Source organism: Curtobacterium sp. CFBP9011 (genome assembly GCF_034045095.1).
GTDB lineage: Bacteria > Actinomycetota > Actinomycetes > Actinomycetales > Microbacteriaceae > Curtobacterium.
Map to the genome: position 1 here is coordinate 35,591 of NZ_JAXCWN010000008.1, position 25,734 is coordinate 61,324.

The following is a 25,734-nucleotide window of genomic DNA, read 5'->3' on the forward strand; positions in this document are numbered from 1 at the left end:
CATCCGCGCAGCGACCGCTGCCGTGACCCGATCCGAACGGGACCAGCTGATGACCACCGCGACCGCAGTCGCCGAGCGCTCTGTCCAGAGCGCGCGGTGGACGCCGTACACACGGGAAGGAGGAAAACCTGCAATGCTCACTCTCGTGGAAGGCGACATGGATGGTTGGACTCCCGCCGCGCCGGAGCCGGTGTCGGCGGACGACCTGCTCAGTCGGGTCGCGACCGGCGACCAGGCTGCCTTCGCCGACCTGTACGACGAACTCTCCGGTCGGGTCCTCGGACTCGTGACGCGGCTCCTCAAGGACCGCGCCCAGTCGGAAGAGGTCACGCAGGAGGTCTTCCTCGAGGTCTGGCAGCAGGCCACCCGCTTCGACCAGGCTCGCGGCAGTGCCGCCAGCTGGGTCCTCACGATGGCGCACCGCCGAGCGGTCGACCGGGTCCGGGCGTCGCAGTCCTCCCGTGACCGCGACACCAAGATCGGCATCCGCGACTTCGAGACCGACTTCGACTCGGTCTCCGAGTCCGTCGAGATCCGACTCGAACACGAACGCGTCAGCCGGGCACTCTCCCGCCTCACCGAGTTCCAGCGTCAGGCCGTGCAGCTCGCCTACTACGGCGGGTTCTCGCACAGCGAGATGGCTGAGAAGCTCGGGGTGCCGATCGGCACCGTCAAGACCCGTCTCCGCGACGGGATGATCCGACTCCGCGACGAGATGGGGGTGACGTCATGACCGACCGTCACGACGACCCCGAGCTGATGACCGGCTCGCACGCGTTGAACGCACTGACCGACGACGAGCGTGCCTCCGTCGAGCAGGCACTGTCCGACTCCCCGGAGCTGCAGCGCGAGTCCGACTCCCTGCGCGAGACCGCACTGGCGCTCGCGTTCGCGGTGTCGCCGATCGAGCCGTCCGCGTCGCTCAAGACGTCGCTGCTGGCGAAGATCCAGACCACGCCGCAGCTGCCCGCCCTGGATGACTCCCGCGTCATGCCGGAACCCGTCCGGGAGGCCCGCCACACGTCCGCCACGGACGTCACGCCCGCCACACCGGTCACCGACCTGCAGTCCGCTCCGGGGCGCGCCGCATCGACCGCTCGAGCCCGCTGGTTCCAGCGTCCCGCCGCGATGCTCAGCATGGCTGCGGCCGGCGCCGTCGTGCTCCTCAGCGTCGGCTTCGGCGTCGGCGGCACGCTGCTGCAGGACGACGGGGGAGCGCCGGCGACCACGCAGGCCGCCTCCGGCCTCGACCAGATCTACGCGGCCCCGGACTTCCAGCGCAGCACCGCCAAGGTCAAGGGCGGCGGCACCGCCACCGTCGTGTGGTCCGGGCAGCTGCAGCGGTCCGCGGTCATCCTCGACGGCGTCAGTGCGGCGCCGAAGGACAAGACGTACGAGCTCTGGTACATCGGTTCGCCGGAGTCCGGCGGCACGATCACGGCAGCCGGCCTGATGGACGACGTCGACGGTGGCGTCCGCTCGGCCGTCCTCCGCGGCACCATGGGCACCGGCGACATGATCGGCATCACGGTCGAGCCGGCCGGGGGCTCGGAGCAGCCCACGACCAAGCCGGTCGTCGCCGTCCCCACGTCCGAGGCGTGACCGGCCCCTGACGGTTCAGGACGACGCCCCCGTGACCACATCGGTCACGGGGGCGTCGTCGTGTGCGGGGCGGTCTCGTCGGGGCCGGTGGCTCGTCGTGTCCGGTCGGCCTCGTCGTGTCCGAGGGTGGGTCGGTCGTGGACGCAACGCAGGAGGCCCGGTGCCGTCCGTGGCGGACGTGCACCGGGCCTCCCGGCTGGACCGTCAGCAGACGGCCGTGGCGGCGATCACCCGAAGCGACCCGAGACGTAGTCCTCGGTCGACTTGACGGACGGGTTCGAGAAGATCGTCGCGGTGTCGTCGTACTCGATGAGGTGGCCCGGCTGGCCGGTGCCGGCGATGTTGAAGAACGCCGTCTTGTCGCTGACGCGCGAGGCCTGCTGCATGTTGTGGGTCACGATGACGATCGTGAACTCCTTCTTCAGCTCCTCGATGAGGTCCTCGATGGCGAGCGTCGAGATCGGGTCGAGCGCGGAGCACGGCTCGTCCATGAGCAGCACGTCCGGCTGCACCGCGATCGCACGGGCGATGCAGAGACGCTGCTGCTGACCACCGGAGAGGCCCATGCCGGGCTTCTCGAGACGGTCCTTGACCTCGTTCCACAGGTTCGCGCCCTGCAGCGACCGCTCGACGATGTCGTCGGCCTCGGACCGCGAGACGCGCTTGTTGTTGAGCTTCACGCCGGCCAGCACGTTGTCCTTGATGGACATCGTCGGGAACGGGTTCGGACGCTGGAAGACCATGCCGACCTGGCGGCGGACGATGACCGGGTCGACGCCCGGGGCGTACAGGTCGTCGCCGTCGATCTTGACGGAACCCTCGACGTAGGCGCCGGGGATGACCTCGTGCATGCGGTTCAGCGTGCGGAGGAACGTCGACTTGCCGCAGCCGGACGGACCGATGAAGGCGGTGACGGTGCGGGGCTCGATCGTCATGTCGACGCCCTCGACCGCCTTGAACTTCGAGTAGAAGACGTTGAGGCCGTCGACCTCGATGCGCTTGGACACGTGGATCCTTCTGGGTTGGGTGGTCGTCGGGTTGCTGTCGCGCTGGCGGGGGAGGCTAGCGGGGGAGCTTGGGCGCGAAGAGACGGGTGATGAAGCGGGCCAGCAGGTTGAGCAGCATCACGATGAGGATGAGGAGCAGCGCCGCGGTCCAGGCCCGGTCGACGAACGGCACCGGGTTGGCGCCCTGCTGCGAGTACTGCGTGTACGCGAACACCGGCAGCGTCATCATCGGGTCCTTGAACAGGTCGTAGTTCATGCTCGACGTGAACCCGGCGGTGACCAGCAGCGGAGCGGTTTCACCGATGACACGGGCGATCGAGAGCATGACACCCGTCGTGATGCCGGCGAGGCTCGTGGGCAGCACGACCTTGACGATCGTCAGCCACTTCGGCACCCCCAGGGCGTACGAGGCCTCGCGGAGCTCCATCGGCACGATCTTCAGGACCTCTTCGGTGGAGCGCACGACGATCGGGATCATCAGCACCGCGAGGGCGACCGAACCGACCAGGCCGAACCGGGCACCCGGGCCGAGGAACAGCGCGAACAGCGAGTAGGCGAACAGACCGGCGACGATCGAGGGGATGCCGGTCATCACGTCCACGAAGAAGGTGATGCCCCGGGCGAGGATGCCCGTGCCGTACTCGACCAGGTAGATCGAGGTGAGCAGACCGATCGGGACGCTGATGAGCGCCGCGAACAGCGTGATCTCGAGCGTGCCGATCAGCGCGTGCACCGCGCCGCCGCCCTCGGAGATGACCCCGCGCATCGAGTACGAGAAGAACTGCGCGTCGAAGCGTGCCAGCCCGTCGGCCAGGACCGTCCAGAGGAGCGACACCAGCGGCAGGACCGCGATCACGAAGGCGGTGATGACCAGCGACGTGATCAGCCGGTCGACGGCCTTGCGGCCACCCTCGACGATGCGGGAGACCACGACGATGAGGACGTCGAACAGGACCGTGCCGAGGAACACCGCGGCGACGACGTTGAAGTCCTTCGTGGCGCCGCCCGCGTTGAGCAGGGCGAAGACCAGGGCGAGGGCAACCCAGCTGCCGAGGAGCAGCAGCCACGGGACGGACTTGTGGAGCTTGCCGTTGGCGAAGACGTTGCCGGTGGGCTGACGGAGTGCGAGGGACATCGGGGTGCGACCTTTCCCGTCAGGACACTCGCTTGCGGACGATGTACCGCGCGAGCATGTTGATGACCAGGGTGATGACGAAGAGGATCAGGCCGGACGCGATGAGCGCGTTCAGGGCCGTCCCGGAGGCCTCGGCGAACTGCAGGGCGATGTTCGCCGCGATGGTCGACGGGTTCAGCGGGGTGAGGAGCTGGAAGGTGATGTTCGTCGACACGGACAGCACCAGGGCGATCGCCATCGTCTCGCCGAGCGCACGACCGAGGCCGAGCATGATCGCCGACACGATCCCGGACTTCGCGAACGGCAGGACCGACATCCGGATCATCTCCCAGCGCGTCGCGCCGAGGGCCAGGGCCGCTTCCTCGTTGAGGGTCGGCGCCTGCAGGAAGATCTCGCGCATGACCGCGGTCATGATCGGGATGGCCATCACCGCGAGGACGATCGACGCGGTGAGGATCGTGCGACCCGTGCCGGACAGCGGACCCGAGAACAGCGGGATCCAGCCGAAGTGCTCGTTGAGGAACGCGTAGAGCGGCTTCACCAGGCGGGCCAGGACGACGATGCCCCAGAGGCCGTAGACGACCGATGGCACCGCGGCCAGCAGGTCGATGACGTAGCCCAGGACGGGTGCCAGGCGGCGCGGTGCGTAGTGCGAGATGAAGAGCGCGATGCCGATCGCCAGCGGGACCGCCATGATCAGCGCGAGGAACGCGGACCAGACCGTGCCGAAGACCAGCGGGCCGACGTAGGTCCAGAAGTTCGCAGCGCTGTTCGGCAGGGTGCCCGCTTCGGCGTTGAAGGCCGGGATGCTCTGCCAGACGAGGAACGCCGCGACGAGGACGAGGACGAAGAGGATCAGGCTGCCGGCCGCGACGGAGGCAGCGGAGAACACCCGGTCGCCGATGCGGACGACGGCCTTCGGCTTGGACGGGGTGGCGATGTCCTGGTCTCGGACCGGTGCGGTCGTCATGGGGCTCCTGTCGGAGGATCGCGCCGGGTGAGCGCGAGGGGTTCGGGGGAGAGGTGGAGCGTCAGGGCCGTGACCGGTGCGGGAGGCCGCCGGTTCCGGCAGCTCGCTCCGGCGACTCGCGTCACGACGGGCGAGAGCCCGGACGCCGGTCAGGTGGGTGGGACCGGCGTCCGGGCGCTTGCGGACTTACTTGATGGACTTGACCGCCGCGGCGGCCTTCTCGCCCAGGTCGGACGACAGGGCGGCCGACTTGGCCTCCGTCGCCGCAGCCTTCTGCGCGTCCGCCGAGACGACGTACCCGAGGTACGCCTTCACGAGGTCGGCCTTGGCGCTGTCCTTGTACTCCTGGCACGCGATGGCGTAGGAGACGAGCACCAGCGGCCAGGCGTTCTCGGCCGTGTCCTTGCGGTCGATCTGGATGGCGAGGTCGTTGGTCTCGCGACCCGACGCGACGTCGGAGTCGGCGACGACCTTCGCAGCGCCCTCGGCCGAGATCTCGGTGGCCTTGTCGCCGACCATGAGCTTGGCCTTGTCGAGGTCACCGGCGCCGGAGTCGTCGATGTAGGTGATGGCGTTCGTGGCGCCCTGCATGGCCGAGGCCACACCGGAGGTCTTCGCCGCCGCGTCACCGACCTGGAACGGGAAGGTCTGGCTCGGCTCCTTGCCCCAGGCGTCGCCCGCGTTCTCCGACAGGTACTCGGAGAAGTTCTCGGTCGTGCCGGAGTCGTCGGAACGGTGCACGACGGTGATGTTGGCGTCCGGCAGCTTCACGCCGTCGTTGAGCGACGCGATCTCCGAGTCGTTCCACTTCGTGATCTTGCCGGAGAAGATGCCCGCGATGGACTTCGCGTCCAGCGTGAGGTCCGAGACGCCGTCGACCTTGTAGGCGATCGCGATCGGGGAGATGTAGACCGGGATGTCGATGGCCTTCGAGTCCGCGGCGCACGCGGCGAACGTGCCGCCGAGCTCGTCTTCCGACAGGGCCGCGTCGGAGCCGGCGAAGTCCGCGGCACCCGAGATGAAGTTCTTGCGGCCAGCGCCCGAACCGTCGGGCGAGTAGTTCACGGTGACGCCGGAGGCCTGACCCTGGAAGCCGGAGGCCCAGGTCGCCTCGGCGGTCTGCTGTGCGGAGGAGCCGGAGCCGGTGAGCGTGCCGGAGAGCTTCGAGTAGTCGACACCCGAGGAGGCGGCGGGCGACGACGAGTTGCCGCCGTTGCCAGCATCCTCGTTCGCCGCGCAGGAGGAGAGCACGACGGCGCCGGCGATCGCGATTGCCGCGATCGAGCCGATTCGCTTGATGTTCACAGGGGTCCCTTCGGGAATGTAAGTGCAGTGGGACCGCTGTGTGGTCCCCGGGCCGGTGCTGACCCGGGAGTGACTGTAGGGACGAGAGGTGACCGGGATGACGCTCCCCGGTGAACGGGAGGTGAACGCGACGTTCACTCGGTGCGGGTCGCCGGACACCGGGGAGGGCGCAGGAGCAGGATCGGGGCACGCTGCCCACCGGGCGGTGCTGCTCGGCGCTGTTGCTCCGCGCGGTCGCTCGGCGCTGCTGCGCCGCGCTGTTGCGCTGCGCTGTTGCGCTGCGCTGTTGCGCTGCGCTGTTGCTGTGGCGCGGCGTCAGACGCTGACGGAGTTGCGGTGCGTCTCGACGGCCACGAGTTTGCGCCCGGCGATGTGCATCACCGAGAACTCTCCGACCGAGAGCATGGCGGCGCGCCGCAGGTCGAACGCCGTCGCGTCGTCGGCGGTGTCGGTGGCGATCCGCGCGACGATGTCGGGCAGGACCGGACCGTGCGAGCAGAGCACCGCGGTCTTCGCCTTGTCGAGGCGCTTCCGCACGACGCCCTTGACGTCTGCGGTCCCCCGCTCGTGGGCGTCCTGGCTGATGTCCGGGGTGTCGGACACCCCGACCTTCGTCCGCGCCGACAGGGGTTCCACGGTCGCCAGGCACCGGGCCGCGGTGCTGCTGACGATCTTCTTCGGGCCGAACGCCGCGACCGGGGCAGCGGCTGCCCTCGCCTGGGCGCGACCGAGGGGCAGGAGCGGCCGGGTCGCGTCGGGACCGTCCCAGTCCGAGCCGGGGACGGTCTTCGCGTGCCGGAGGGCGATCAGGGCGAACGTGTCGTGCTCGTTCACGGCGGCACGTTCGGCGAACCGGTCGAGGATCGCGACGTCCCGTTCGTAGGTCAGACGTGCTCGGGCGTCGTCGATCGACACCCACTCGACGGCGGCGACCTCGTCGTTCGAGCGGAACGCTCCCGCGCGCTCGGCCTCTTTCCGGGACACCCGGGCCGACCAGTAGTGCACGACCTTGTCGCGACCGCTCGGCAGCACGTACTCGGCCAAACCGAGGGGAGCGCCGAGGTGCACGCGGTACCCGGTCTCCTCGTCGATCTCGCGGACGGCGGCCTCGGGGATGCTCTCGCCCGGGTCCACCTTGCCCTTGGGGAACGAGACGTCCTTGTGGTGCTCGCGGTGGATCAGGAGGACGAGGGGTTCGCCGTCCTGGTCACGCCACACCACGGCGCCGGCCGCGAGGACCGGGCCCGATTGCCCACCGCTCACCGAGTGGAACGCTTCCGTGCCGAGATGGTCCGCATGAGGACATTCTGCACGTCGGCGAGCGGGCGTCCGTCGTCGTCCGTCGAGTGGCGGCTCCACTCGCCGTCGGACTCGAGGTGCCACGAGCTGGTCGTCTCGGCCATCGCCAGGTCGAACATCTCCTGCACCTCGGTGATGTGCGCCGGGGTGGTGAGGCGGACGAGGGCCTCGACGCGGCGGTCGAGGTTGCGGTGCATCATGTCGGCGCTGCCGATGAAGACCGCGGGGTCGCCGTCGTTGTGGAACGCGAACGTCCGGGAGTGCTCGAGGTACCGCCCGACCACACTGCGGACACGGATCGTCTCGCTCACACCTTCGAGCCCCGGCTTCAACGAGCAGATGCCGCGGACCCAGATGTCGACCGGCACCCCGGCCTGGCTCGCCAGGTACAGGGCGTCGATGATCTGTTCGTCGACCATCGAGTTGACCTTGATGCGGATCCCCGAGGGCTTGCCGGCGCGGGCGTTCTCCGCTTCCGTCTGGATGCGCTTCACCAGCCCCTTGCGGAGGTGCAGCGGCGCGACCAGGAGGCGCTTGAACTTCTTCTCGATCGCGTACCCCGACAGCTCGTTGAACAGACGGGTCAGGTCCTTGCCGACCGTGTCGTCCGAGGTGAACAGCCCCATGTCCTCGTAGATGCGCGAGGTCTTCGGGTTGTAGTTGCCCGTGCCGATGTGGCTGTAGTGCTTGAGCGTCCCGCCCTCTTGCCGGATGACGAGCACCAACTTCGAGTGCGTCTTCAGCCCGACCAGGCCGTAGACGACGTGCACGCCGGCCTTCTCGAGCTTGCGCGCCCACGTGATGTTGTTCTGCTCGTCGAAGCGCGCCTTGATCTCGACGAGGGCCAGGACCTGCTTGCCGGCCGCGGCCGCGTCGATCAGCGCTTCCACGATGGGGGAGTCACCGGAGGTGCGGTACAGCGTCTGCTTGATCGCCAGCACGTTCGGGTCGGCGGCGGCCTGCTCGAGGAACGCCTGCACGCTCGTCGCGAAGGACTCGTACGGGTGGTGGACCAGGACGTCCCGAGCGGCGATCGCGCGGAACAGGTCGGGCTTCGTGTTCGGCTCGCCCGGCTGGAACTGCACCGGGGTCGTCGGTACGTGGCGCGGGTAGTGCAGGTCCGGGCGCGGCAGCTTCGCCAGTTCGAACAGTCCGCCGAGGTCGAGCGGCGACGGCAGGCGGTAGACCTCCTGCTCGGTGATGTCGAGTTCGCGGACCAGCAGGTCGAGGGTCACCGGGTCCATGTCCTCGGTGATCTCGAGCCGGATCGGCGGTCCGAACCGGCGGCGGAGCAGTTCGCGCTCCAGCGCCTGGATGAGGTTCTCGGCCTCGTCCTCTTCGATCTCGACGTCTTCGTTGCGGGTGATGCGGAACACGTGGTGCTCCAACACTTCCATCCCCGGGAACAGGTCCGGGAGGTGGTTCGCGATCAGGTCCTCGAGCGGGATGAAGCGCAGGCGGCCGGAGTTGTCGTCCGGCAGCTTGATGAAACGCGGGTAGTTCTGCGGAACCTTGAGGCGCGCGAACTCCTGACGCTGGGACTTCGGGTTCCGCACCCGGACGGCCAGGTTCAGCGACAGGCCGGAGATGTACGGGAACGGGTGCGCCGGGTCGACCGCCAGGGGCATGAGCACCGGGAAGATCTGCTCCGAGAAGTACTCGCGCATCCGCAGACGGTCGTCCTCACCGAGGTCGGACCAGTGCTCGACGTGGATGCCGGCGGCGTCGAGGTCGGGCTTCAGCGATCCGATGAACGCCTTCGCGTGGCGTTCCTGCAGCTCGTGGGCCTTCATCGCGATGTCGCGCAGGACGTCGCTGGGCGCACGGCCGACGTTGGTCGGGACGGCGATGCCGGTGTCGATGCGGCGCTTCAGGCCGGCGACGCGGACCATGAAGAACTCGTCGAGGTTCGAGGCGAAGATCGCCAGGAAGTTCGCGCGCTCGAGCAGCGGCTGCGTCCGGTCCTCACCGAGCTCGAGCACGCGCTGGTTGAAACGGAGCCAGCTCAGTTCGCGGTCGAAGTAGCGGTCGGAGGGCAGCGACTCGTGCTCGATCTCCACGACCTCGTCGAAGTCGTCGAGGTCGTTCGCGACGGAGTCGCCGTCGAGCTGCGGTTCGGTGTCCATGGCGACATCCTGCCACCAGCGCCCTGCACCGGGGGCTGCCCGGGTAGCGCCTGTGGAGACAGCGGGTGAACGGGCGGTGCTGCGGAGGACGGTGCGGGTGTCCACAGGCAGCGCCGAGCGGGTGGACGAATCGGTATCTTGGTCGAGGTGACGGCCTCCAGGGGGATCCGCTGCGGGGGCTCGTCGACCATCACGACCAGCACCGTCTCTCCGGGGGGACGAACCAGCATGGCTGGCCTGCTGCACGCCAACACCGATCCGATCGAGTTCGACGACGCCACCGCTGATGCGCTCGGCAGTGCAATGCGCGACGCAGCCAGTGCGATCAACGGGCAGGTCGGCAGCCGTCAGTCGTACGTGTCGACGGCATCGCAGGAGTTCCGCGGCCACTTCTCGGACCTGTTCACCGAGAACGCGAGCATCGCGAAGAGCGACGGCTCCACCATCTCGGACATGATGCGCACCGTGGCGGGCTGGGTCGACAAGATGAAAGCGGCCGCCGTGGAAGAGCGCGAACGCCGCCGCAAGGCGCGCGAGTGGCAGGAACAGCAGGCCGACCGCAACGGCTTCGAGAAGTGGTGGGACGACACCTTCGGCACCGGGAACCCGCCCGACATCGAGAACAAGCCCGCGCCTCCCTTCGGTCCGGCCGACGTCCAACCGAAGCCACGGCAGACGCCGTCGCCGGGCGCCGGAGGCGGGGGAGCCGGCACGTCGTCGGCCAAGCCCGAGGACCTCCGGTCCTTCGCCACCGGTTCGACGACACTGAACACCGAGTTGTCGGGCAGGCCCGCGCTGCTCCGCGGCAAGCTGGCTGACTTCGCATCCCAGTGCTCGTGGGGCACGATCGACGCTGACGGGCTGGTCGCCGGGTTCGAACGGTGGCTCGCCGCCAACGACCAGGACGCCGCGTGGGCGACGACCATCGCCGATGCCTTCGCCGCCGCCGGAGGCGAGGGCTCGGTCTCGACGGTCTCGGACGCCGCGCTCGGGGCAGCGCTCCAGGCAGCGGGAGTGTCCGCCAACCGGACCGACCTGCAGATCGATCCGCCCACGGCGTACGGCGCGCAGCCGACGACGGGGTACTCGATGGACCCGGTGAACACGACGACCGGCAACTTCCTCGAGCCGGAACTCGACCTCGCACAGAACATTCGCTCACCCGCTGACCACTTTCGTTGGAGGATTCGTGTCCGGCACCAAAGGCCCCCGGGCATCGATGCACATCGCGCCACAAGGATGAACAATGTCTCATAGCCTCGACCGACCTGGCGGCAAGAAGATCTCACGTCGCAAAGCCTGGCTGTCTTTCTCCGCATCGATGATCGCCCTTCTTGGGGTGTTCGCGATCTTTGTGTTCGGCCCGCTGGCGCTCCATGCTTACGACCGCGCGCACCCACAAGTCATCAAATGCGACGTGTTGCGGGCGGAAGCAACGTCGGTGAATGTGCAGTCCACGAACTTGTCCAGTACGAGAATCCCGCGGGTAGCGGTCAAGACCAAAGGGTGCGGTGCTCTCGCCGTCCAGCGGGGAGTGACCGTCGAGAACAGGGACCGGATCGCTGAAAAAATCGATGGTCGGACTTGCCAATTTGTGGTGGGAGCTGGTTCCTTCCAGATGCGTGCTTTCCTGGGTCTGTTTCGAGTTGTGCCCGAGGTGTCGAGTTACAAGATTGTCGATTGATCCATTCCCGCTCGTCGGCTTCCGATTGTCCAGCCAAAGCCGCCTCGTATCCTGAGAAGGAAGCTCTCACTATGCTGCAGTCACCTTCGTCGTGGATTTCATCTGGGGTACCAAGGGGCCGCGGGAATCGATTCTTGCCATTCCCCAAGGATGAGTTGAAGTTATGAGTCACAGCCTTGCCCGCGGTGATGGCCCCCGGATGTCGAAGCGCAAAGCTGCCATCGTCACTTCTGTCTTGGTTCTTTCCCTTGCCATCATTCTTTCGATGTTCATGTTCGGTCCGATCGCGCTCAGGGCGTACGACCACTCGCATCCGAAGATGCTCACTTGTGAGGTGTCTTCGGCTGAAGCGACGTCGGTGTCAGTTTCATCGACGAACCTGTCGAGTACGACCATTCCGCAGGTCGACGTCACGACCAGGAACTGCGGCGTTCTGACGATCCAGCGCGAAATCACTGACGAGAACCGCGATCGTGTCGCTGCTTCGCTGAAGCCGGGCGACTGGGAATTCGTCGTCGGAGCAGGGTCTTTTGATCTACGCGGGATGCTCGGGTTTCTTCGGGTGCGACCAGAGGTCGTGAGTTACCGAATTGCAGGGTGACCGTGTGATCGGTGGTAGCGAACGAAAGTATTCGAGGTCTGTGCAGTGGGTGGCGTCGCTGCTCGTGTTGGCGCTCTTCGCGATCGTGCTGTTCTTGTTTCTGGTCGGGCCTGAGATTCTCACCAGGTACGACAAGTCGCACATGACGACGATCAGTTGCAAGGTGACCGCCGCCTACGCTGGGTCGGCTTCAACTCGGTCGCTGAAGGGGGGAGGTACATCGTTGCCCCAGGTGGAGTACCGGTCGCCGGATTGCGGCAACCTCGTGTTGAGCCGAGGGCTCACTGCTGAGGTAGCGGAGAAGAGAGCTGCTGAGGTCGTCCGAGGTGAGCGTTATGACTTTCGGATCGGTGAAGGTTCCGCACGCCTCCGCGGGTTGTTCCAAGCTGTTGGCGTGGCTCCCGACGTCACCGCCGTGCGTGCCGACGGCGGGAACTGAACCGATCTGATACCCGCACGAACGCCACAGGCACGTCAGACGATCGCGAGGGGACAGACATGAACGAGACAGTTGCGAAAACGCTCGGTGGTCATCCGCGCGGGCGCCGTCGAATCCTCTTCGGTCGATTCGTGGCCGTGATCATGCTGTTCGCCCTCATTGTGCTCCCGGTCAGCTTCTTCGTGGGTGGACCCGCTCTGCTGAAGACCTACGATGCTGCGCACTTGATCAAGTTGCGATGCACCATTCGGTCATCGGAGCTGAACAAGACATCGTCCCGTTCCACGGGTGCAATCGGCACATCCGGCGCCGAAGTGCTGCTTGACACCAGCTGTGGAAGGTTCGTCTACGTTGACGGGGTCACTCTCACGAATGGTGACCAGGTCGCGGATCGCTTCCGAAGTGGGTCTGTTCAGACCTTTTCAGTGGGCAAGGGTTCCGTCGCGAATCGGGGCCTGCTCGAGTTCTTCCATCTGCTACCCGCAATTCAGGAGAGTGTTGCTGAAGTGCACGATGGGAAGGCTGGACTGCCCGATGACGTGGGGGTGATGAGACTCTGCGGCAAACAACCAGCGCGGACTCTGGGGGAGCGTGCGGCGGATTCAAGACCTGAGCGCGGAACAGTTCGTCAGGTTCGGCTGATCTGAAGGACGAGGGGAAGGGCCATGGGTCGATTGGAGCCCGATGCCAGTACGATGCCGAGGCGCTCGAAGCGGCGGGATCGTCTCGTCGCGATGGGCATCCTCGTACTGGTCGTTGTGGTGCCGGTGCTCGTGATCTTCGTCGGCCCGGTCACCCTGAAGGCGTACGATGCCCCCCCACCGCACCGAGGTGACCTGCGAGGTGCGCTCGGCCCGAACGGACGTCGGGTCGTCACGATCGGTCAAAGGCGTGGGGTCCTCGAGTAACCAGGTCGTGACCGAGACGCGCGATTGCGGGACGTTGACACTGCGCTGGGCTGTGACTGCCGGCAACAAACTATCCATCGCCGACGGCTTTGCGCCCGGGACGACATGGAACCTCGAGGTCGGGGCGGGCTCCTACCAGCTGCATCCGCTCCTGAACGACATCCGTCAGACAGTGTTCTTCACGGAGCGACGACGAGCGTCAAGCCCATCTGTTTCTGCGCCTACGTGTCCGTCGAGGAGCTACGGGGACCGGCGGCAGACAACCGTTCGGACGCAGCTCGTGACGGTCCAGGTACAGGAGGTGCTCGATGAAGTCGAAAACTGATCGAGGTACGGCTCAGCAACCGATCTCCCTGGTGGTCTCCGTCGCAGGGGTGATCATGGGAGACGTCTTCCCCGTCGTCTCTGTCGGAGACCGAGTTGCGGGGGTTCTGCCCATCGCTCTCATCGGCACCGCTGGTGGGCTGTTGATCATCGGCGGAATCTTCTATCTCTGCCCGGCGAGCGTCGGGTCGCCGGTGCTCGTGATACTGATGCTCGCCGTGATCTTCACCAGTCGTCAGTTCGGTGGGACATGGCTGATCCTCATCCCGAGTTTCATCGCGAGCGCCTTCGGAAGCGCGGTGCTCGGCGGTCATTTGCGTTTCCTCCGCTTGCGAGCTGCGCGAGGTCGGAGATCATGATGCCTGTTTCCAAGCGCAAGATGTCGAAGACAACAGCGCGGGTGTTGTTCGTGCTGTGGGCCGCCGTCATCGTCTTCGTGAGTTCGTTCTTCCTCGCCGGGCCGGCGGTGCTCCGGTCCTACGACGACGCACACCGCGTGCGATTGGTATGCGTGGTCTCTTCCGCGGAAGCGAGCACCGGATCTTCGCGCTCGGCGAAGGGCGTCGGCGCATCGACACCGCAGGTCGTCATCGAGTCACGCGAGTGTGGCAAGTTCGTCCTGCGTGAGGGAGTCACGAAGGACAACAGCCGTGACGTCGCATCGAGCTTCAAGAGCGGAACCAGGTACGACCTCGAGGTCGGCGACGGATCCTTGACGCTGCGGAGTCTGCTGCGAGTGTTCGGCGCATCTCCGGAACTGCTCGGGTACCGACCCGCATGATCTGTCGAAGGTCATCATGGAAGGTGCGGCATGGCTGAGCGCGTCGTGAGTACCGCAGCCGGATCTGACGCGGAGCCCGAACGACGACGAGGCGGAGTCCTCGTCGTCGTGATCCTGGTCGCGATGGCTCTGATCACGGTGCTGGTCCTCGGCGGGTCGTACGCGTTGCATGCCTACGACCGGTCCCACGTGATCTCCGTCACGTGCACCGTCACAGCCGCCGAGGGAGACGTCGGATCGAGCTCGTCTGGCAAGGGGATCGGATCGTCGTTCGAGCAGGTCGAGATATCGACGAGGGAGTGCGGACCGCTCGTGCTCCGGCGAGGGGTCACGGCTGAGAACAAGGAAGCGATCGCTGCTCGGATCGAAGGAGGAGGCCGGATCCGCTTCGAGATCGGCGCAGCTTCGTTCCGTTTCCGCGAAGTCCTCGTCGGTGTGCGTGAGCGAGTGGTCGTCTTCGGGTTCCGCGAGCAACCCTGATCCAGGGTGCCTCCCATCCGGGACGCGTCGGCAACGGCGAGGGACCGCGGAGCGTGGTTGTCACCCGACGTGGCCCGAACGGGGGAGTCCCGAGCCTGTGGAGAACGGAACCCGGGAGGTGCGCTGCCCGGCTAAGATCAACACGCTTGTCGGTTCTTGAGGGGGACGGTCGTCAATGTCGTTGCGCATGCTGCATCCAGGGGTACGAACGAGGAACGGCCGCGCGCTCGCCGTTGTCGCGGTGGCGGGTGCTGCTGCACTGGTGCTGTCAGGGTGCACCTCGTCGGACCAGACGATCGAGAAGCCGTCGCGCGTGCTGCAGACGGTCGACACGAAGCTGGCGGCGGACGGGTCGATCACCGCGATCTCCGACACTGCCATCTCGGTCGGTAAGGACGGATCATCGTCGTCGGTCACCGAGCACGACACCGCGAAGGCCGCCACCGACCTGCCGCTCCGCGTGACGACCCAGTACACGACCGCCAAGAAGAGCGGAACCGACCTCGCGGACCTGGCGGGATACTCCGGACGGGTCGAGATCGACCTGACCGTCGAGAACCTGACCGTGCGGTCCCGCAACCTCACGTACGACGTGGCGGGCGCCTCCCGGACGACGCCGGCTCTCGTCGGCGCTCCCTTCAGCATCGCGGCGTCGACCGTCCTGCCCGGCACGAAGCCGAGCAAGATCGTCACCGACACGTCCGACGACGCCACCGCGACGGACGGTGTCGTGAGCGCGAACGGCGACGGCGACGCGGTCGTGCAGTGGGGACGGCTGCTCGCTCCGCCGACGTCGGGCGCCAGCACGACCCTGCACCTCGTCGCGAACGTGGACGACTTCGCAGCACCGTCGTTCGACATGGCCGCGCAGCCGGGCATCTCGACGGACCTCTCCTCGACCGGTGTGGTGAACGCGGCCTTCGGGTCCGACACCGACTCCGAGCTGGCGCTGCAGCGGCGGACGATCGACCTCATCTCCCAGGTCAACGAGGTCCTGGCGCGCGCCGGCAGCACGATCACCGAGGTCCGGTCGAACCTCGAGACGACCTCCGCGACCCTCGGTGTCCGGACGGCCGAGCGGCTCAAGGAGAGCAGCTCGTCGCTGGCCAGCACGATGCAGTCGCTGTCGGGGCAGCTCGGCTCGCTCAAGGGCGACCTCGGGTCGACGGTGAGCGGGACCCAGTCCACGGTCCTCCAGCAGCTGCAGGAGACGACGACCAGCCTCGATGCGTTGCTCGGTGACACCTCCGCGACTGCTCCGGCCCCGGCCCTCGATGGTCAAGGGTGCGCCGCTGAGCCGCAGCCGGCTGCGGGCGGGGCCAGCGTCTACGGCAACCTGCTCCGCGTGTCCGCCCAGCTCGCCGGGTACGCCGAAGCCAGCGAAGCCTGCAAGCAGCAGGTCAGCACGCAGCTCGCAGCATCGGTCGGACCGACTGAGCCGACAGCGGAGAAGTGTGCGGCCGACGATGCGAAGTCGTCCCTCACGTGCGCGCTCTTCGCCTCGTCGACGACCATCACGTCTGCGCTCACCAAGCTCGTGTCGACTGGGGACGACCTGGCCGCCAGCCTGCAGCCGGAGCTCGCGCAGCAGGCGATCGACAGCTACGGCACGCTCGACTCGAAGCTCGCCGGGATCGACCAGGTCCTCGCCGACCTCGCGTCCGAATCATCGGGCGGGGTCGACGACCGCGAGGTGGCCCTGACCGCACTCCGTGAGCGCATCCAGGACGCCCTCAAGACCGTCGATCCACTGGTCCAGGCGGTCGGCGCAGTCCATGACCGCGCAGTCGGCGCTCGGGGCGTCATCGGCGAACTCGATGCCTCCGCAGGCGACCGGTCACTGCAGGGGCAGAACGCCGCCCTTGCCCAGCGCATCTGCCAGATGATCGCGCCCACCGATCCGACCGGCTTGCTGCCCACCCTGCCCGGGCTCACCGAACAGCAGGCTGACGAACTCCGGTCCTACCTGACGCGGACGCCGTGTGTCGATGATGGCGACGGGAAGACCTTGAACCCGCCGCTGGGCTACTCGGCCCCGATGGACGAGCGCCTCGATGCGCAGGCGAGTGACTGGGACGCCGTGATCGACAGCACTGACCTCAAGAAGCCGGAGAACGGCATCAGCTCGGTCATCGCGAACCTGCAGGACGCCCTCAACCGTGCGGAGAGCGCTCGCGTGGAAGCCGTCGACAAGATCGACGACAACGACGACAGCACGAGCGGGACCCTCGACGACCTGCGTGCGGCATCGGCTGCTGCGAACACGGCTGGCGACGACATCAAGGCCAAGCTCGACATGCTCAAGACCGAGCAGGACGCCCTCGCGCAGAAGGTCAAGAACGCCTTCGCGAACGCCAACGACGAGACCGCCAAGAAGATCGACGCCCTCATCGACCAGCAGGTCCGCGACGTCTCGAAGCAGGCGGAGAGCAGCAACGCAGCCGTCCTGAAGGCCTTCGACCAGTCGATCGCTGGTCTGCGCTCCACCTCGAAGGACGTCACCAACGGCGCCAAGGGCACGATCGACGAGCAGAAGGGCAAGCTCGAGCAGCAGAACTCCGCCCTGGCGAGTGCGGTCGACGCCCAGACGAAGCAGAGCCTCGCGCAGATCGACGCGAGCACCACCGCGTCGACGCGCGACGTCGAGGGCGCGAGCACGCTGCTCACCGGGGACCTCAACCGCGTGATGCTCGACCTCGGCGACCGCAAGGTCAACGGGTCCGGCATCCTCGGTGCGATGGCCACCAGTGCGGCGAAGTCCGACTCCGCCGACTACCAGCTGGCCCTCGCCTCGCAGAACGCCGCCGGGTACGCCAACGTCCGGGCCGAGGACGTGGCGGGCATCCTGCTGCAGCAGGAGCAGTTCCGCGCCTCGCTCGACGCGGCGACCGCCCTGCCCGCGTTCCGGATGGACGTGCCGAAGGGCGCGACCTCCACCACGCTGTACGCCTTCAGCATCGGAGCCGCACGATGACGCACCAGGCCGCCGAGGGCACGCAGGACGCCCGCGGCCCGCGGCAGCCCCTCGTCATCGTGGCCCTGGCGGTGCTCGTCATCGCGGTGGTCCTGGCCGTCGTGGTCTTCGTCGTCGACCGGAACACCCCGGCGGCCGAAGCCGTCCCGGCGACGATCCCGGTACCGATCCGGGTCGCCCACGTTCCCGACGGCACGAAGATCGGCGTCGTCGTGACGCTCGGCGACGGCGAGGGGTCCGAGTGGGACGAAGCCGCGCAAGGCGCCCTGGTGGCGGCGAAGCGCCTGACCCTCGGTGGGACCGACGTCGAACTCGTCACCCGCAACGACGGTGGCAGTGCGAGCGGGGCGAAGCGTGCCGTCCAGCAGCTCGTCGACAGCGGCGTGGCCGGGATCGTCGTGGCGTCGTCCGGGGCGCACGTCTCGGGTGCACTCGACGCGGCATCCGATGCCGGCGTCCCCGTGGTGCTCCCGTACGCGGAGGGCGGTGACGGGTCCTGGTCGACCGCACCGTCCCGGAGTTCGGTGAGCGCAGCGATGCAGCGCGCGATCCGCGGTGCCGACTCGCCGCTCCTCGTGGACCTGGGTGGCGGTGCGCCGTCCGGCATCCGGTTCGCCCACGTGATGGACGCCGCCGACTCGGCCGACGACGCTGCGCTCGCGACGACCGTGGCCGAGCGGACCGGTGCAACCCCGACGACCGCGACGTCGAACGCCACCGCCGCACCGACGGACACCGAGACCACGAAGCCCGACTCCGACGCGGTCGTGGTGAGCGGTCCGGCCGCCCGCCAGGGTGCGTTCGTCGCGGCGCTGCAGTCCGCCGACGTCACCGTCCCGGTCGTGCTCACCCCGGACGCGACGAGCCCGGCGTTCGGCACCGCCCTGGCCGAGGCGAACGGCAGCCTGTCGGGCACCTTCGTCTCGACCGGGGTCGCGACGGACGACGCGCGCGCCCTGACCTCGGATGCGCAGGGCCGCTCGATGTCCGCGTTCCTCGGCGGGGTCCGGGTCCTGGCCGACGACGCGGACGCGCAGAACCTCACCGCCGACCAGCCGTTCAGCGCGGTCGCGTGGGCCGCTGACTCGCGCAGTCACGATGCGGTCGTCGCGCTCGTCCGCGCCGTCGGTGCTGCCCGCAGCGTCGAGCCGTCGAAGGTGGCGGACTCGCTGTCGACGTTGCGTCTCGACTCGTCCGACGGCATCGCCGGTCCGGCGCTGGACTTCCGGCAGCAGCAGGCCCTCCGCACCGATGCGACCGTGCTCGCGGCCTCCTCGCAGACGCTCGGGCTGCGCCCGGCAACGACCGAGCAGACCGCCTCGCTGGTCTGGTTCCAGGACTCGACGGCTCGCTGACCTCCGGCAGAGCAGTACCCACCACCCCACGGACGAGGAGGAGCGCGCATGCGTCTGCTGATCGAGCTCGACGACCGACGTGAAGCGGTGGAGGTCGACGGCTGGGCGAACGCCAGCTGCCTCGGCGAACTGATCGAGTCGGCGATCGGCCTCGCGCTGGAGCCCGGCACGACCCTCGCGGTCGACGGGCACCGGACGAGCGTCGACACGCCCCTCCGTGACCTGGTCCTGCTCGAGGGCTCACGCATCGCCCGCACGCCCGAGGAACGCCCGCAGCTCGTGGACGGCTGGACGGTCACCCTGGCGGGTGGGCTCGTCACCGGTGCGGTGGTGTCCGTGCCACGGTCCCGGAGGCTCGTGGTCGGCCGCGCCCCGCAGGCGGACCTGGTCCTGCCCACCGAGAGCGCCTCGTGGGAGCACTGCACGATCGAGCGGGAGGACGACGGCGTCCGGATCCGAGACGCCGGCTCCACGAACGGCACCGTGGTGGCGGGGGAGTGGCTCGACGAGGACGGCGTGCTCGTCACCGTCGGCACGAGCGTCATCGTGGGCGGGGCGGTCCTGCTCGTCCGCCCGGACCTGCACGAGACGCCGGTGCCCGCGCCGGGCTCCCTGCCGAACCTGACCCCGGCGGCGACGGCTCCCTTCAACCGCCCGCCCCGTCCCGGCCGCAACACGGCGGTCGAGCCGGTGTCCCCGCCGACGAAGCGCGACGTGCCGCCGGCGTCGAAGTTCAGCTGGATCACCGTCGCCGCTCCGCTGGTCCTCGCCGGCGCGATGGTGCTCCTGCTCGGCGACGCCCGGTTCGCGCTCTTCGCCCTCCTCAGCCCGGTCACGGCGATCGGCATGTGGTTCGAGCAGAAGCACCGCCGGGCCAAGAACCTCAAGGAAGAGGACGACCGCTTCGCCGGGGCGGTCGAGGAGTTCAGCGGCGAGATCACCGCGGCCGCCGCCATCGAGGCCGCCCGGCGGCAGGAACTCGTGCCGGACCCGGCGAGCGTCGTCCGTCGCGCGCTCCTGCCGTCCACGACGCTGTGGCAGCGTCGCGCGGACGACGTCGACTTCCTCAGCCTGCACGCCGGCACCGGGGACGCGCCCTGGCGGCCGGAACTGGACTCGCGAGCGACGCAGACGAAGCTCGAGGACGACGCGAAGGCCGCGATCGAGTCGAGCAAGCTCACCGCCGCGCCCGTCGTCGCCGACCTCAGCGACGCCGGTGTGGTCGGGATCGTCGGTGACCGCGAGGGCGCCCTCGCACTGGCCCGCAGCCTCCTGGTCCAGGCGACCGTGCACTGCGGACCGGCCGACCTGACCGTCGGCGTGTTCTGTGACCGGGGCCGCGAGGACGACTGGTCCTGGGCCTCCTGGCTGCCGCACGCCCGCGTCGCCGGCAGCAGCACCGGCCAGCGCTGGATGTCGGCGCAGCGCGACCAGGGTGCGGCGGTCCTCCGGGGTCTCCGCGAGTCGATCGACGAACTGCCGACGCCGGAGCTGCTCGTCCTCATCGACTCCGAGGTCCTCACCGAGGGTCGCGACGCCCCGGCCCGCAGCCTGCTCGGCCACGGTCGGAGCGCGCTCGGCCAGGTGCGCCGTCCGGGCGAACGTCCGCGCCGGGTGAGCGGCATCGTCATCGCGACGAACGAGCAGCAGCTCCCCGCGGCTTGCACCACGATCATCACGGTCGGCGCGGATGCCGCGGCCACCGTCTACCGTCCGGAGGACCGGACCCGCGTCGAGGACGTCGTGCTCGCCGGCCTGTCGCCCGAGGCCGCCGAGCTCTGCGCCCGCCACGTCGCCCACTTCGACGACCCGGAACTCCTGGTGCCCGGGGCGTCGCTGCCGGCCCTCGTCCGCCTGCCCGACCTGCTGACCGACGCGGCCAGCGCCGGCGAACCCTCCGGTGCCGCCGCCATCCGAGCCGCCTGGGAGGCCCGCACCGGCTTCTCGACGCCGATCGGCTCGTCGGAGAGCGGCGTCCTCGAGATCGACCTCGTCCGCGACGGCCCGCACGGCCTGGTCGGCGGCACGACGGGCTCCGGCAAGAGCGAGTTCCTGCGGTCCTTCGTCGCCGGGCTCGCCGCCCGCAACGACCCGACGCGTCTGAACTTCCTGCTCGTGGACTTCAAGGGCGGCGCCGCGTTCGCCGCCTGTGAGCGGTTGCCGCACACGATCGGCACGATCAGCAACCTCGACGAGCAGCTCGCCGACCGGGCGATCCGTGCCCTCGAGGCCGAGCTCGGTCGTCGGCAGCGGGTGTTCGCCGCCGCGGGTGCGGACATCGACAACCTCGACGCGTACCTGGCGACGAAGCCGGCGGAGCCGATGCCGCGCCTGCTGTTCGTGGTGGACGAGTTCGCGATGCTGGCGAAGGACTTCCCGGACGTCCTCACCTCGCTCGTGGCGATCGCTGCCGTCGGTCGTACCCTCGGCGTCCACATGATCCTCGCGACCCAGCGGCCGGCCGGTGTGGTGAGCGAGGACATCCTCGCCAACACGAACATGCGCGTCGCCCTGCGGGTGCAGAGCCGCGAGGACTCCACGAACGTCATCGGCGTCCCCTCCGCCGCGGGCATCGGCCGCCAGCAGACCGGTCGCGCCTACGTGAAGCTCGGGCAGGACGACATCACGCCGGTCCAGACCGCGCTGGTCACCGGCCGTGCCCGCGACCTCCGCGCCGAACAGCCGGTCACCGTCCGCCCGACCGACGTCTTCGGTGTGCCGGCCCCGATCGCCTTCAGCGCTCCGGCGGCCTCGGACCTCACCGACCTCGACGTCCTCATCGACGCCATCTCGGCCGCCAACGACGAGGCCGGGTACGCCCCGCCCCGCCCGATCTGGCCGGAGGCGCTCGGCACCTCCGTCCCGCTCGACACCCTGGTCCCCGCCGACGGCCAGGCCGGCGCACCGAGCACGGTCCCGGTCGCCCTCGCCGACGACCCGGACAACCAGCGCCAGGTCACGACCGGGTGGGACCGCAACGAGGGCAACCTCATGCTCATGGGCATCCCCGGCAGCGGCACGAGCACCGCGCTGGCGTCGATCGCCCTGCAGCTCGCACGGACCACGAGCCCCGAGGACCTCGACCTCCTGGTGCTCGACATGGGTGCCGGTGACCTGGCCCCGCTCGCCGACCTGCCGCACACCAGTGCCTACGTCGGGTCCGGAGCCGGTGCCGGTGAGTTGCAGGCGCGCATGCTCCGCTACCTCCGGACCGAGCTCGACCGTCGTCGTGCCGCCCCGGGTGGTCGCCGCGCGGTCGTCCTGCTCGACGGTCTCGCCGCGCTCCGTGACGAGTACCAGGACTTCGAGGGCCAGCAGCTCCTCGACGCCCTGTACCGCGTCTACGCCGAGGGCCCGGCGCTGGGCATCTCCTTCGCGGTGACGACGACCCGCGCGAAGGCGGTCCCCTCGGCCATGGACGAGGTCACCACCCAGAAGTGGCTCTTCCGCCTCGCCGACCCGTACGACTACGCGACGATCGGTGTCCGCCCGAAGGACGTCCCGCCGCCGGTCCCGGGCCGCTTCATCGACTCGATCAGCAAGCTGCAGTCCCACGTCGGCACGCCGAGCGGCAGCCTGACCGAGGCCGTCCGTGCCGTCGCCGGGCAGTGGCCCGGCACCACGCCGAAGGCCAGCGCGGTCGGCCGGCTCCCCGGAGCCGTCTCCGTCGCCGACCTCGGCGTACCGGCCCGCTTCGACACCGAACCGTGGCACATGCCGGTCGGCATCGCCGAGGACGACCTCGGTACCGCCGTCCTCGAGGTCTACGACGGCGAACACGTCCTGGTGGCCGGTCCGGCGCGCTCCGGCAAGTCGTCCGTGCTCCTCGCCCTGGCCGAGTCGGCGCGGAACGCCGACGGCGTCCGACCGGCCGTCTGGGCCATCTGCGACCGACGCTCCCCGCTGGCCTCCGGCTCGTTCGACCGCGTCGCCGTCGGCGCGGACGAGGTCCCGGCGCTCCTGGCCGGCCTCCGCCTCGAGCGCGGTCCGGTGCTGTTGCTCATCGACGACGCCGAGCGGTTCGACGACGCCGACCAGAGCATCGCGTCGGTGCTGTCGACCGAACGCCCCGGCCTGTGCGTCGTCGCGTCCGGCCGGTCCGCCGACCTCCGCTCGATGTACAGCCACTGGACGCGGGCGGTCCGCAAGTCGCGGTGCGGCGTGCTCCTGCAGCCGGACGTCGACTACGACGGTGAGCTCCTCGGCGTGACCCTGCCCCGCCGCTCGCCGGTCGCGCTGACCGTCGGTCGTGGCTACGCCGCCTCGGGAGGCGCGGTCCGCCTCGTGCAGACCGCCTCCGCCGCCAGCTGACCTGCTGGCGCGTCGTCCGCCGTCGACGCGGCTTCGTCCGGTCCTCGGAATCGACGGACCTGCGCCGACGGCCTGCGCCGATCGGCCGCTTCCGCGTTGCAGACGGGCGGACGGGCGGACCGCCGGACGGGAGGCGCGCGGCGGCCCCGCCACGCGCCTCCCGTCCGCCGACCAGCCGGGCCCGACGGCCGAGCCGGGCCCGACGGCCGAGCCGGGCTCGACGGACTGCAAGGGCTCGACAGGCCACCGGGCTCGACGGCATGCACGGCCCCGACATCCCAGCCGGACCGCACGCGGCACCGACCTCAGTCGCGCGTGGTGATGCCGAACGGGTCGCTCTCGAGGTTCGTGAAGTTGCCGACCGTGGCCCGCACCGTGCAGGTCGGCGCCACCGACAGCGCGGTCACGACCAGCCCGTCGGACGACACCGCCAGCGCGCCGGAGCAGCCGTCGGCGAACCGGACGCCGGACTCTCCGCCGGCGACGTCGACGAGCATCTCGGACGGGCGCCCGGTACTCGGACTGCGGTACAGCGGGTTCAGCTCGTCCGCACCGCTCGGCCACACCGGCACCAGGGTGACGGGCAGCGTGGTCTGGCTGACGCTGCGGTCCGGGGTGCGGACGTCGATGCCCTGCAGTCGCTGCACCGGGTACGCGGTCCCGCTGACGGACTGGTCGGTCACGGCCGCGGTGGTGGCGGTGCCGACCGCGTCGAGCCACTCCTGCAGCGGAGAACCTCCCGCACCGGAGCCGGCCCCGGCAGAGGACCCAGACCCAGACCCGGATCCCGATCCCGACCCCGACTGGATCGTGTCCGCGGGGACCGTGGCCTGCACCGTGACGGAGCCGCCGGCCTCGATGTCGACGCCGGACACGCTCCACGCACAGGCGGTGTCGACGCCCGTCAGCGACGGCTGGTTCCGCTTCGCGCTGATGCCCTCGCCGCTCCAGGTCACGGCGGGGCAGTCGGCGCCCTTCGCGGCGGCGGGCAGGACCTCGAGCAGGCGCCCGGTCAGGGGAGCGGTCTGCGCGGCGTAGGTGATCGAGAGCTCAACGGTGCCGGCCGAGGCGTTGACCACCGCCTTGCGTGTGGTGGTCAACCCGGTCGGCAGCGGTCGGTCCTGCTGGTAGGCACTGGCACTCTGCGCGCCGGTCGCGCTGCCCCCGGGGCGTTTCTTCCCGGCGCCGGGCAGCCAGACGACGGCCGCGATGACGAGCACGACGACCAGGACGAGCCCGACGACGCCGAGCAGCAGCATCCGGTTCGTCATCCAGTCGGGTCGGGTGAAGCGGCGGCGGGTGGTCTCGACCTCGGCCGGTGCTGCCGGCAGGACGGGGCGTGCCAGCGGTCGGATGACGGTCTGCGAGCCGGCGGTGCCGAGCTCGGGACCGGGTTCGACGGGTGCGTCCTCGACCGGCACCACGGCGGAGGAGTCAGCGTCACCGGAATCGGTCGCGGCGAGGGCGCTCCCGACACCGACTCCGCCGCGCACGACCGTCGCGGGCCGCTCGACCTCGTCGAACGCGTCCGGGTCGTCGACGCGCTCGAGGGCCGGGGTGTCCCGCAGCGACCGGGCCAGACGACGGAGGGTCGCGGCGGCGTCGACCGCGGACGGCCGGGCAGCGGGGTCCTTCGCGAGCAGCGACGACAGCGCGGCCCAGAGGGCGTCGGGCACGTCGATCCGCGGCGGGGTGGAGGTCACGTGGCGGTACGCGACGGTGAAGTCGGTGCCCGGCCCGGCGAACGGCGTCCGCCCGGACAGCAGCTCGTAGAGCATCACCCCGGCGCCGTACACGTCGGCGGACGGACCGGAGCGCCCCTGGCTGATCGACTCCGGCGCCATGTACTGCGGGGTGCCGAGCAGGCCGGTGGTCTTGCGGTCCCGTTCGGCCACGACCGAGGCGATCCCGAAGTCCGACACCCGGACGTCGCCCGTGCTGCCGGTGGTCCACTCGTGGTCGAGCAGGACGTTGTCGGGCTTGACGTCCCGGTGGCTGACGTCCCGTTCGTGCGCGACGGCGAGGGCGTCGAGGGTCTCGGCGGTGATGGTCAGGGCGTCGCTCGGCGGCAGGGTGCCGACGGCGAGCAGCAGGTCGCGGGCGGATCCGCCGCCGACCAGGTCCATGACGATGGCGAGCCGGTCGCCCTCGACGACGAGGTCCCGGACGCGGACGATCGAGGGGTGGTCGAGCGCCAGGAGCACCGAGCGTTCGCGGACGAACCGTTCGACGACGTCGGGTTCCGCGGCGAGTTCGGCACGCAGCAGTTTGGCCGCGAACTGCTCACCGGTCGCGGTGTGCTCGGTCCGCCAGACCTCGCCGGACGCGCCGGTCCCCAGGAGCTGCACCAGCCGGTAGGACGCGCCGAGCGGCTCCCCCTCGCCGTACTGGGAGCGCTGCCCGTGCTGCCCGTACTCCGCCACAGATCCCCCG

The 25,734-nt window shown here is 69.3% G+C and carries 20 protein-coding genes; 13 read left to right on the top strand and 7 right to left on the bottom strand.

All coding sequences use genetic code 11. The features are described from left to right. Nucleotides 1-157: 157 nt before the first annotated feature. Nucleotides 158-733: an ECF RNA polymerase sigma factor SigK gene (gene sigK, locus SOM35_RS15065; RefSeq protein WP_253464965.1), complete on the top strand. Its 576-nt coding sequence runs from the start codon at nucleotides 158-160 to the stop codon at nucleotides 731-733. Continuing rightward, nucleotides 730-1,602 (top strand): anti-sigma factor, encoded by an 873-nt coding sequence (locus SOM35_RS15070; protein WP_320516017.1) that lies wholly within the window; start codon nucleotides 730-732, stop codon nucleotides 1,600-1,602. Before sigK ends, SOM35_RS15070 begins: the two co-directional genes overlap by 4 nt. Nucleotides 1,603-1,829: 227 nt before the next feature. On the opposite strand, the gene pstB is transcribed toward SOM35_RS15070, so the two are convergent. From pstB to SOM35_RS15100, 6 genes are all read right to left on the bottom strand, one after another. After that, the gene (pstB, locus tag SOM35_RS15075) at nucleotides 1,830-2,609 is read right to left on the bottom strand and encodes a phosphate ABC transporter ATP-binding protein PstB (RefSeq protein WP_111073831.1); all 780 of its coding nucleotides are present in this window, start codon (nucleotides 2,607-2,609) and stop codon (nucleotides 1,830-1,832) included. A gap of 55 nt (nucleotides 2,610-2,664) precedes the next feature. Beyond that, the gene (pstA, locus tag SOM35_RS15080) at nucleotides 2,665-3,744 is read right to left on the bottom strand and encodes a phosphate ABC transporter permease PstA (RefSeq protein WP_111073830.1); all 1,080 of its coding nucleotides are present in this window, start codon (nucleotides 3,742-3,744) and stop codon (nucleotides 2,665-2,667) included. A 19-nt stretch (nucleotides 3,745-3,763) separates the two neighbouring features. Further along, entirely contained in the window at nucleotides 3,764-4,714 is a 951-nt protein-coding gene (gene pstC / locus SOM35_RS15085) for a phosphate ABC transporter permease subunit PstC (RefSeq protein ID WP_111073829.1), read from the bottom strand. A 186-nt stretch (nucleotides 4,715-4,900) separates the two neighbouring features. Beyond that, entirely contained in the window at nucleotides 4,901-6,019 is a 1,119-nt protein-coding gene (locus SOM35_RS15090; protein ID WP_320516018.1) for a phosphate ABC transporter substrate-binding protein PstS, read from the bottom strand. Between the two features lie 315 nt (nucleotides 6,020-6,334). Next, complete coding sequence (locus SOM35_RS15095; protein WP_320516019.1) at nucleotides 6,335-7,282, bottom strand: NUDIX hydrolase; 948 nt, start codon at nucleotides 7,280-7,282, stop codon at nucleotides 6,335-6,337. Continuing rightward, nucleotides 7,279-9,444 carry an RNA degradosome polyphosphate kinase gene (locus SOM35_RS15100; RefSeq protein ID WP_111073826.1) on the bottom strand — a complete coding sequence of 722 codons (2,166 nt, stop codon included), beginning with the start codon at nucleotides 9,442-9,444 and terminating at the stop codon, nucleotides 7,279-7,281. Before SOM35_RS15100 ends, SOM35_RS15095 begins: the two co-directional genes overlap by 4 nt. Nucleotides 9,445-9,672: 228 nt before the next feature. Between SOM35_RS15100 and SOM35_RS15105 the strand changes: the two genes are divergently transcribed. The 11 genes from SOM35_RS15105 (at nucleotide 9,673) to SOM35_RS15155 (ending at nucleotide 23,301) form a co-directional block, all read left to right on the top strand. After that, on the top strand, nucleotides 9,673-10,701 hold the full coding sequence (locus SOM35_RS15105) for a hypothetical protein (RefSeq protein ID WP_320516020.1): 1,029 nt from the start codon (nucleotides 9,673-9,675) through the stop codon (nucleotides 10,699-10,701). Then, nucleotides 10,691-11,128 carry a hypothetical protein gene (locus SOM35_RS15110; RefSeq protein WP_320516021.1) on the top strand — a complete coding sequence of 146 codons (438 nt, stop codon included), beginning with the start codon at nucleotides 10,691-10,693 and terminating at the stop codon, nucleotides 11,126-11,128. Before SOM35_RS15105 ends, SOM35_RS15110 begins: the two co-directional genes overlap by 11 nt. Before the next feature lie 199 nt (nucleotides 11,129-11,327). After that, nucleotides 11,328-11,729 (top strand): hypothetical protein, encoded by a 402-nt coding sequence (locus tag SOM35_RS15115; RefSeq protein WP_320516022.1) that lies wholly within the window; start codon nucleotides 11,328-11,330, stop codon nucleotides 11,727-11,729. Between the two features lie 4 nt (nucleotides 11,730-11,733). Further along, nucleotides 11,734-12,168 (top strand): hypothetical protein, encoded by a 435-nt coding sequence (locus tag SOM35_RS15120; protein WP_320516023.1) that lies wholly within the window; start codon nucleotides 11,734-11,736, stop codon nucleotides 12,166-12,168. A gap of 59 nt (nucleotides 12,169-12,227) precedes the next feature. Beyond that, nucleotides 12,228-12,815, top strand: coding sequence for a hypothetical protein (locus SOM35_RS15125; protein WP_320516024.1), 588 nt, complete (start codon nucleotides 12,228-12,230; stop codon nucleotides 12,813-12,815). 569 nt (nucleotides 12,816-13,384) lie between these two features. Further along, nucleotides 13,385-13,759, top strand: coding sequence for a hypothetical protein (locus tag SOM35_RS15130; RefSeq protein WP_320516025.1), 375 nt, complete (start codon nucleotides 13,385-13,387; stop codon nucleotides 13,757-13,759). Continuing rightward, entirely contained in the window at nucleotides 13,756-14,181 is a 426-nt protein-coding gene (locus SOM35_RS15135) for a hypothetical protein (RefSeq protein ID WP_320516026.1), read from the top strand. The genes SOM35_RS15130 and SOM35_RS15135 overlap by 4 nt, the downstream gene beginning before the upstream one ends. A 30-nt stretch (nucleotides 14,182-14,211) precedes the next feature. Further along, nucleotides 14,212-14,661: a hypothetical protein gene (locus SOM35_RS15140; RefSeq protein WP_320516027.1), complete on the top strand. Its 450-nt coding sequence runs from the start codon at nucleotides 14,212-14,214 to the stop codon at nucleotides 14,659-14,661. 313 nt (nucleotides 14,662-14,974) lie between these two features. After that, a complete protein-coding gene (locus tag SOM35_RS15145) occupies nucleotides 14,975-17,635 on the top strand; it encodes a hypothetical protein (RefSeq protein ID WP_320516028.1) in 2,661 nt (886 codons plus the stop codon). Next, entirely contained in the window at nucleotides 17,632-18,990 is a 1,359-nt protein-coding gene (locus SOM35_RS15150) for a type 1 periplasmic-binding domain-containing protein (RefSeq protein WP_320516029.1), read from the top strand. Before SOM35_RS15145 ends, SOM35_RS15150 begins: the two co-directional genes overlap by 4 nt. 48 nt (nucleotides 18,991-19,038) lie before the next feature. Then, nucleotides 19,039-23,301, top strand: a complete 4,263-nt coding sequence (locus SOM35_RS15155; protein WP_320516030.1) for an FtsK/SpoIIIE domain-containing protein — start codon at nucleotides 19,039-19,041, stop codon at nucleotides 23,299-23,301. Between the two features lie 305 nt (nucleotides 23,302-23,606). Here the strand turns inward: SOM35_RS15155 and SOM35_RS15160 are convergent, their stop codons facing one another. After that, a complete protein-coding gene (locus SOM35_RS15160) occupies nucleotides 23,607-25,724 on the bottom strand; it encodes a serine/threonine-protein kinase (protein ID WP_320516031.1) in 2,118 nt (705 codons plus the stop codon). Between the last annotated feature and the right edge of the window lie 10 nt (nucleotides 25,725-25,734).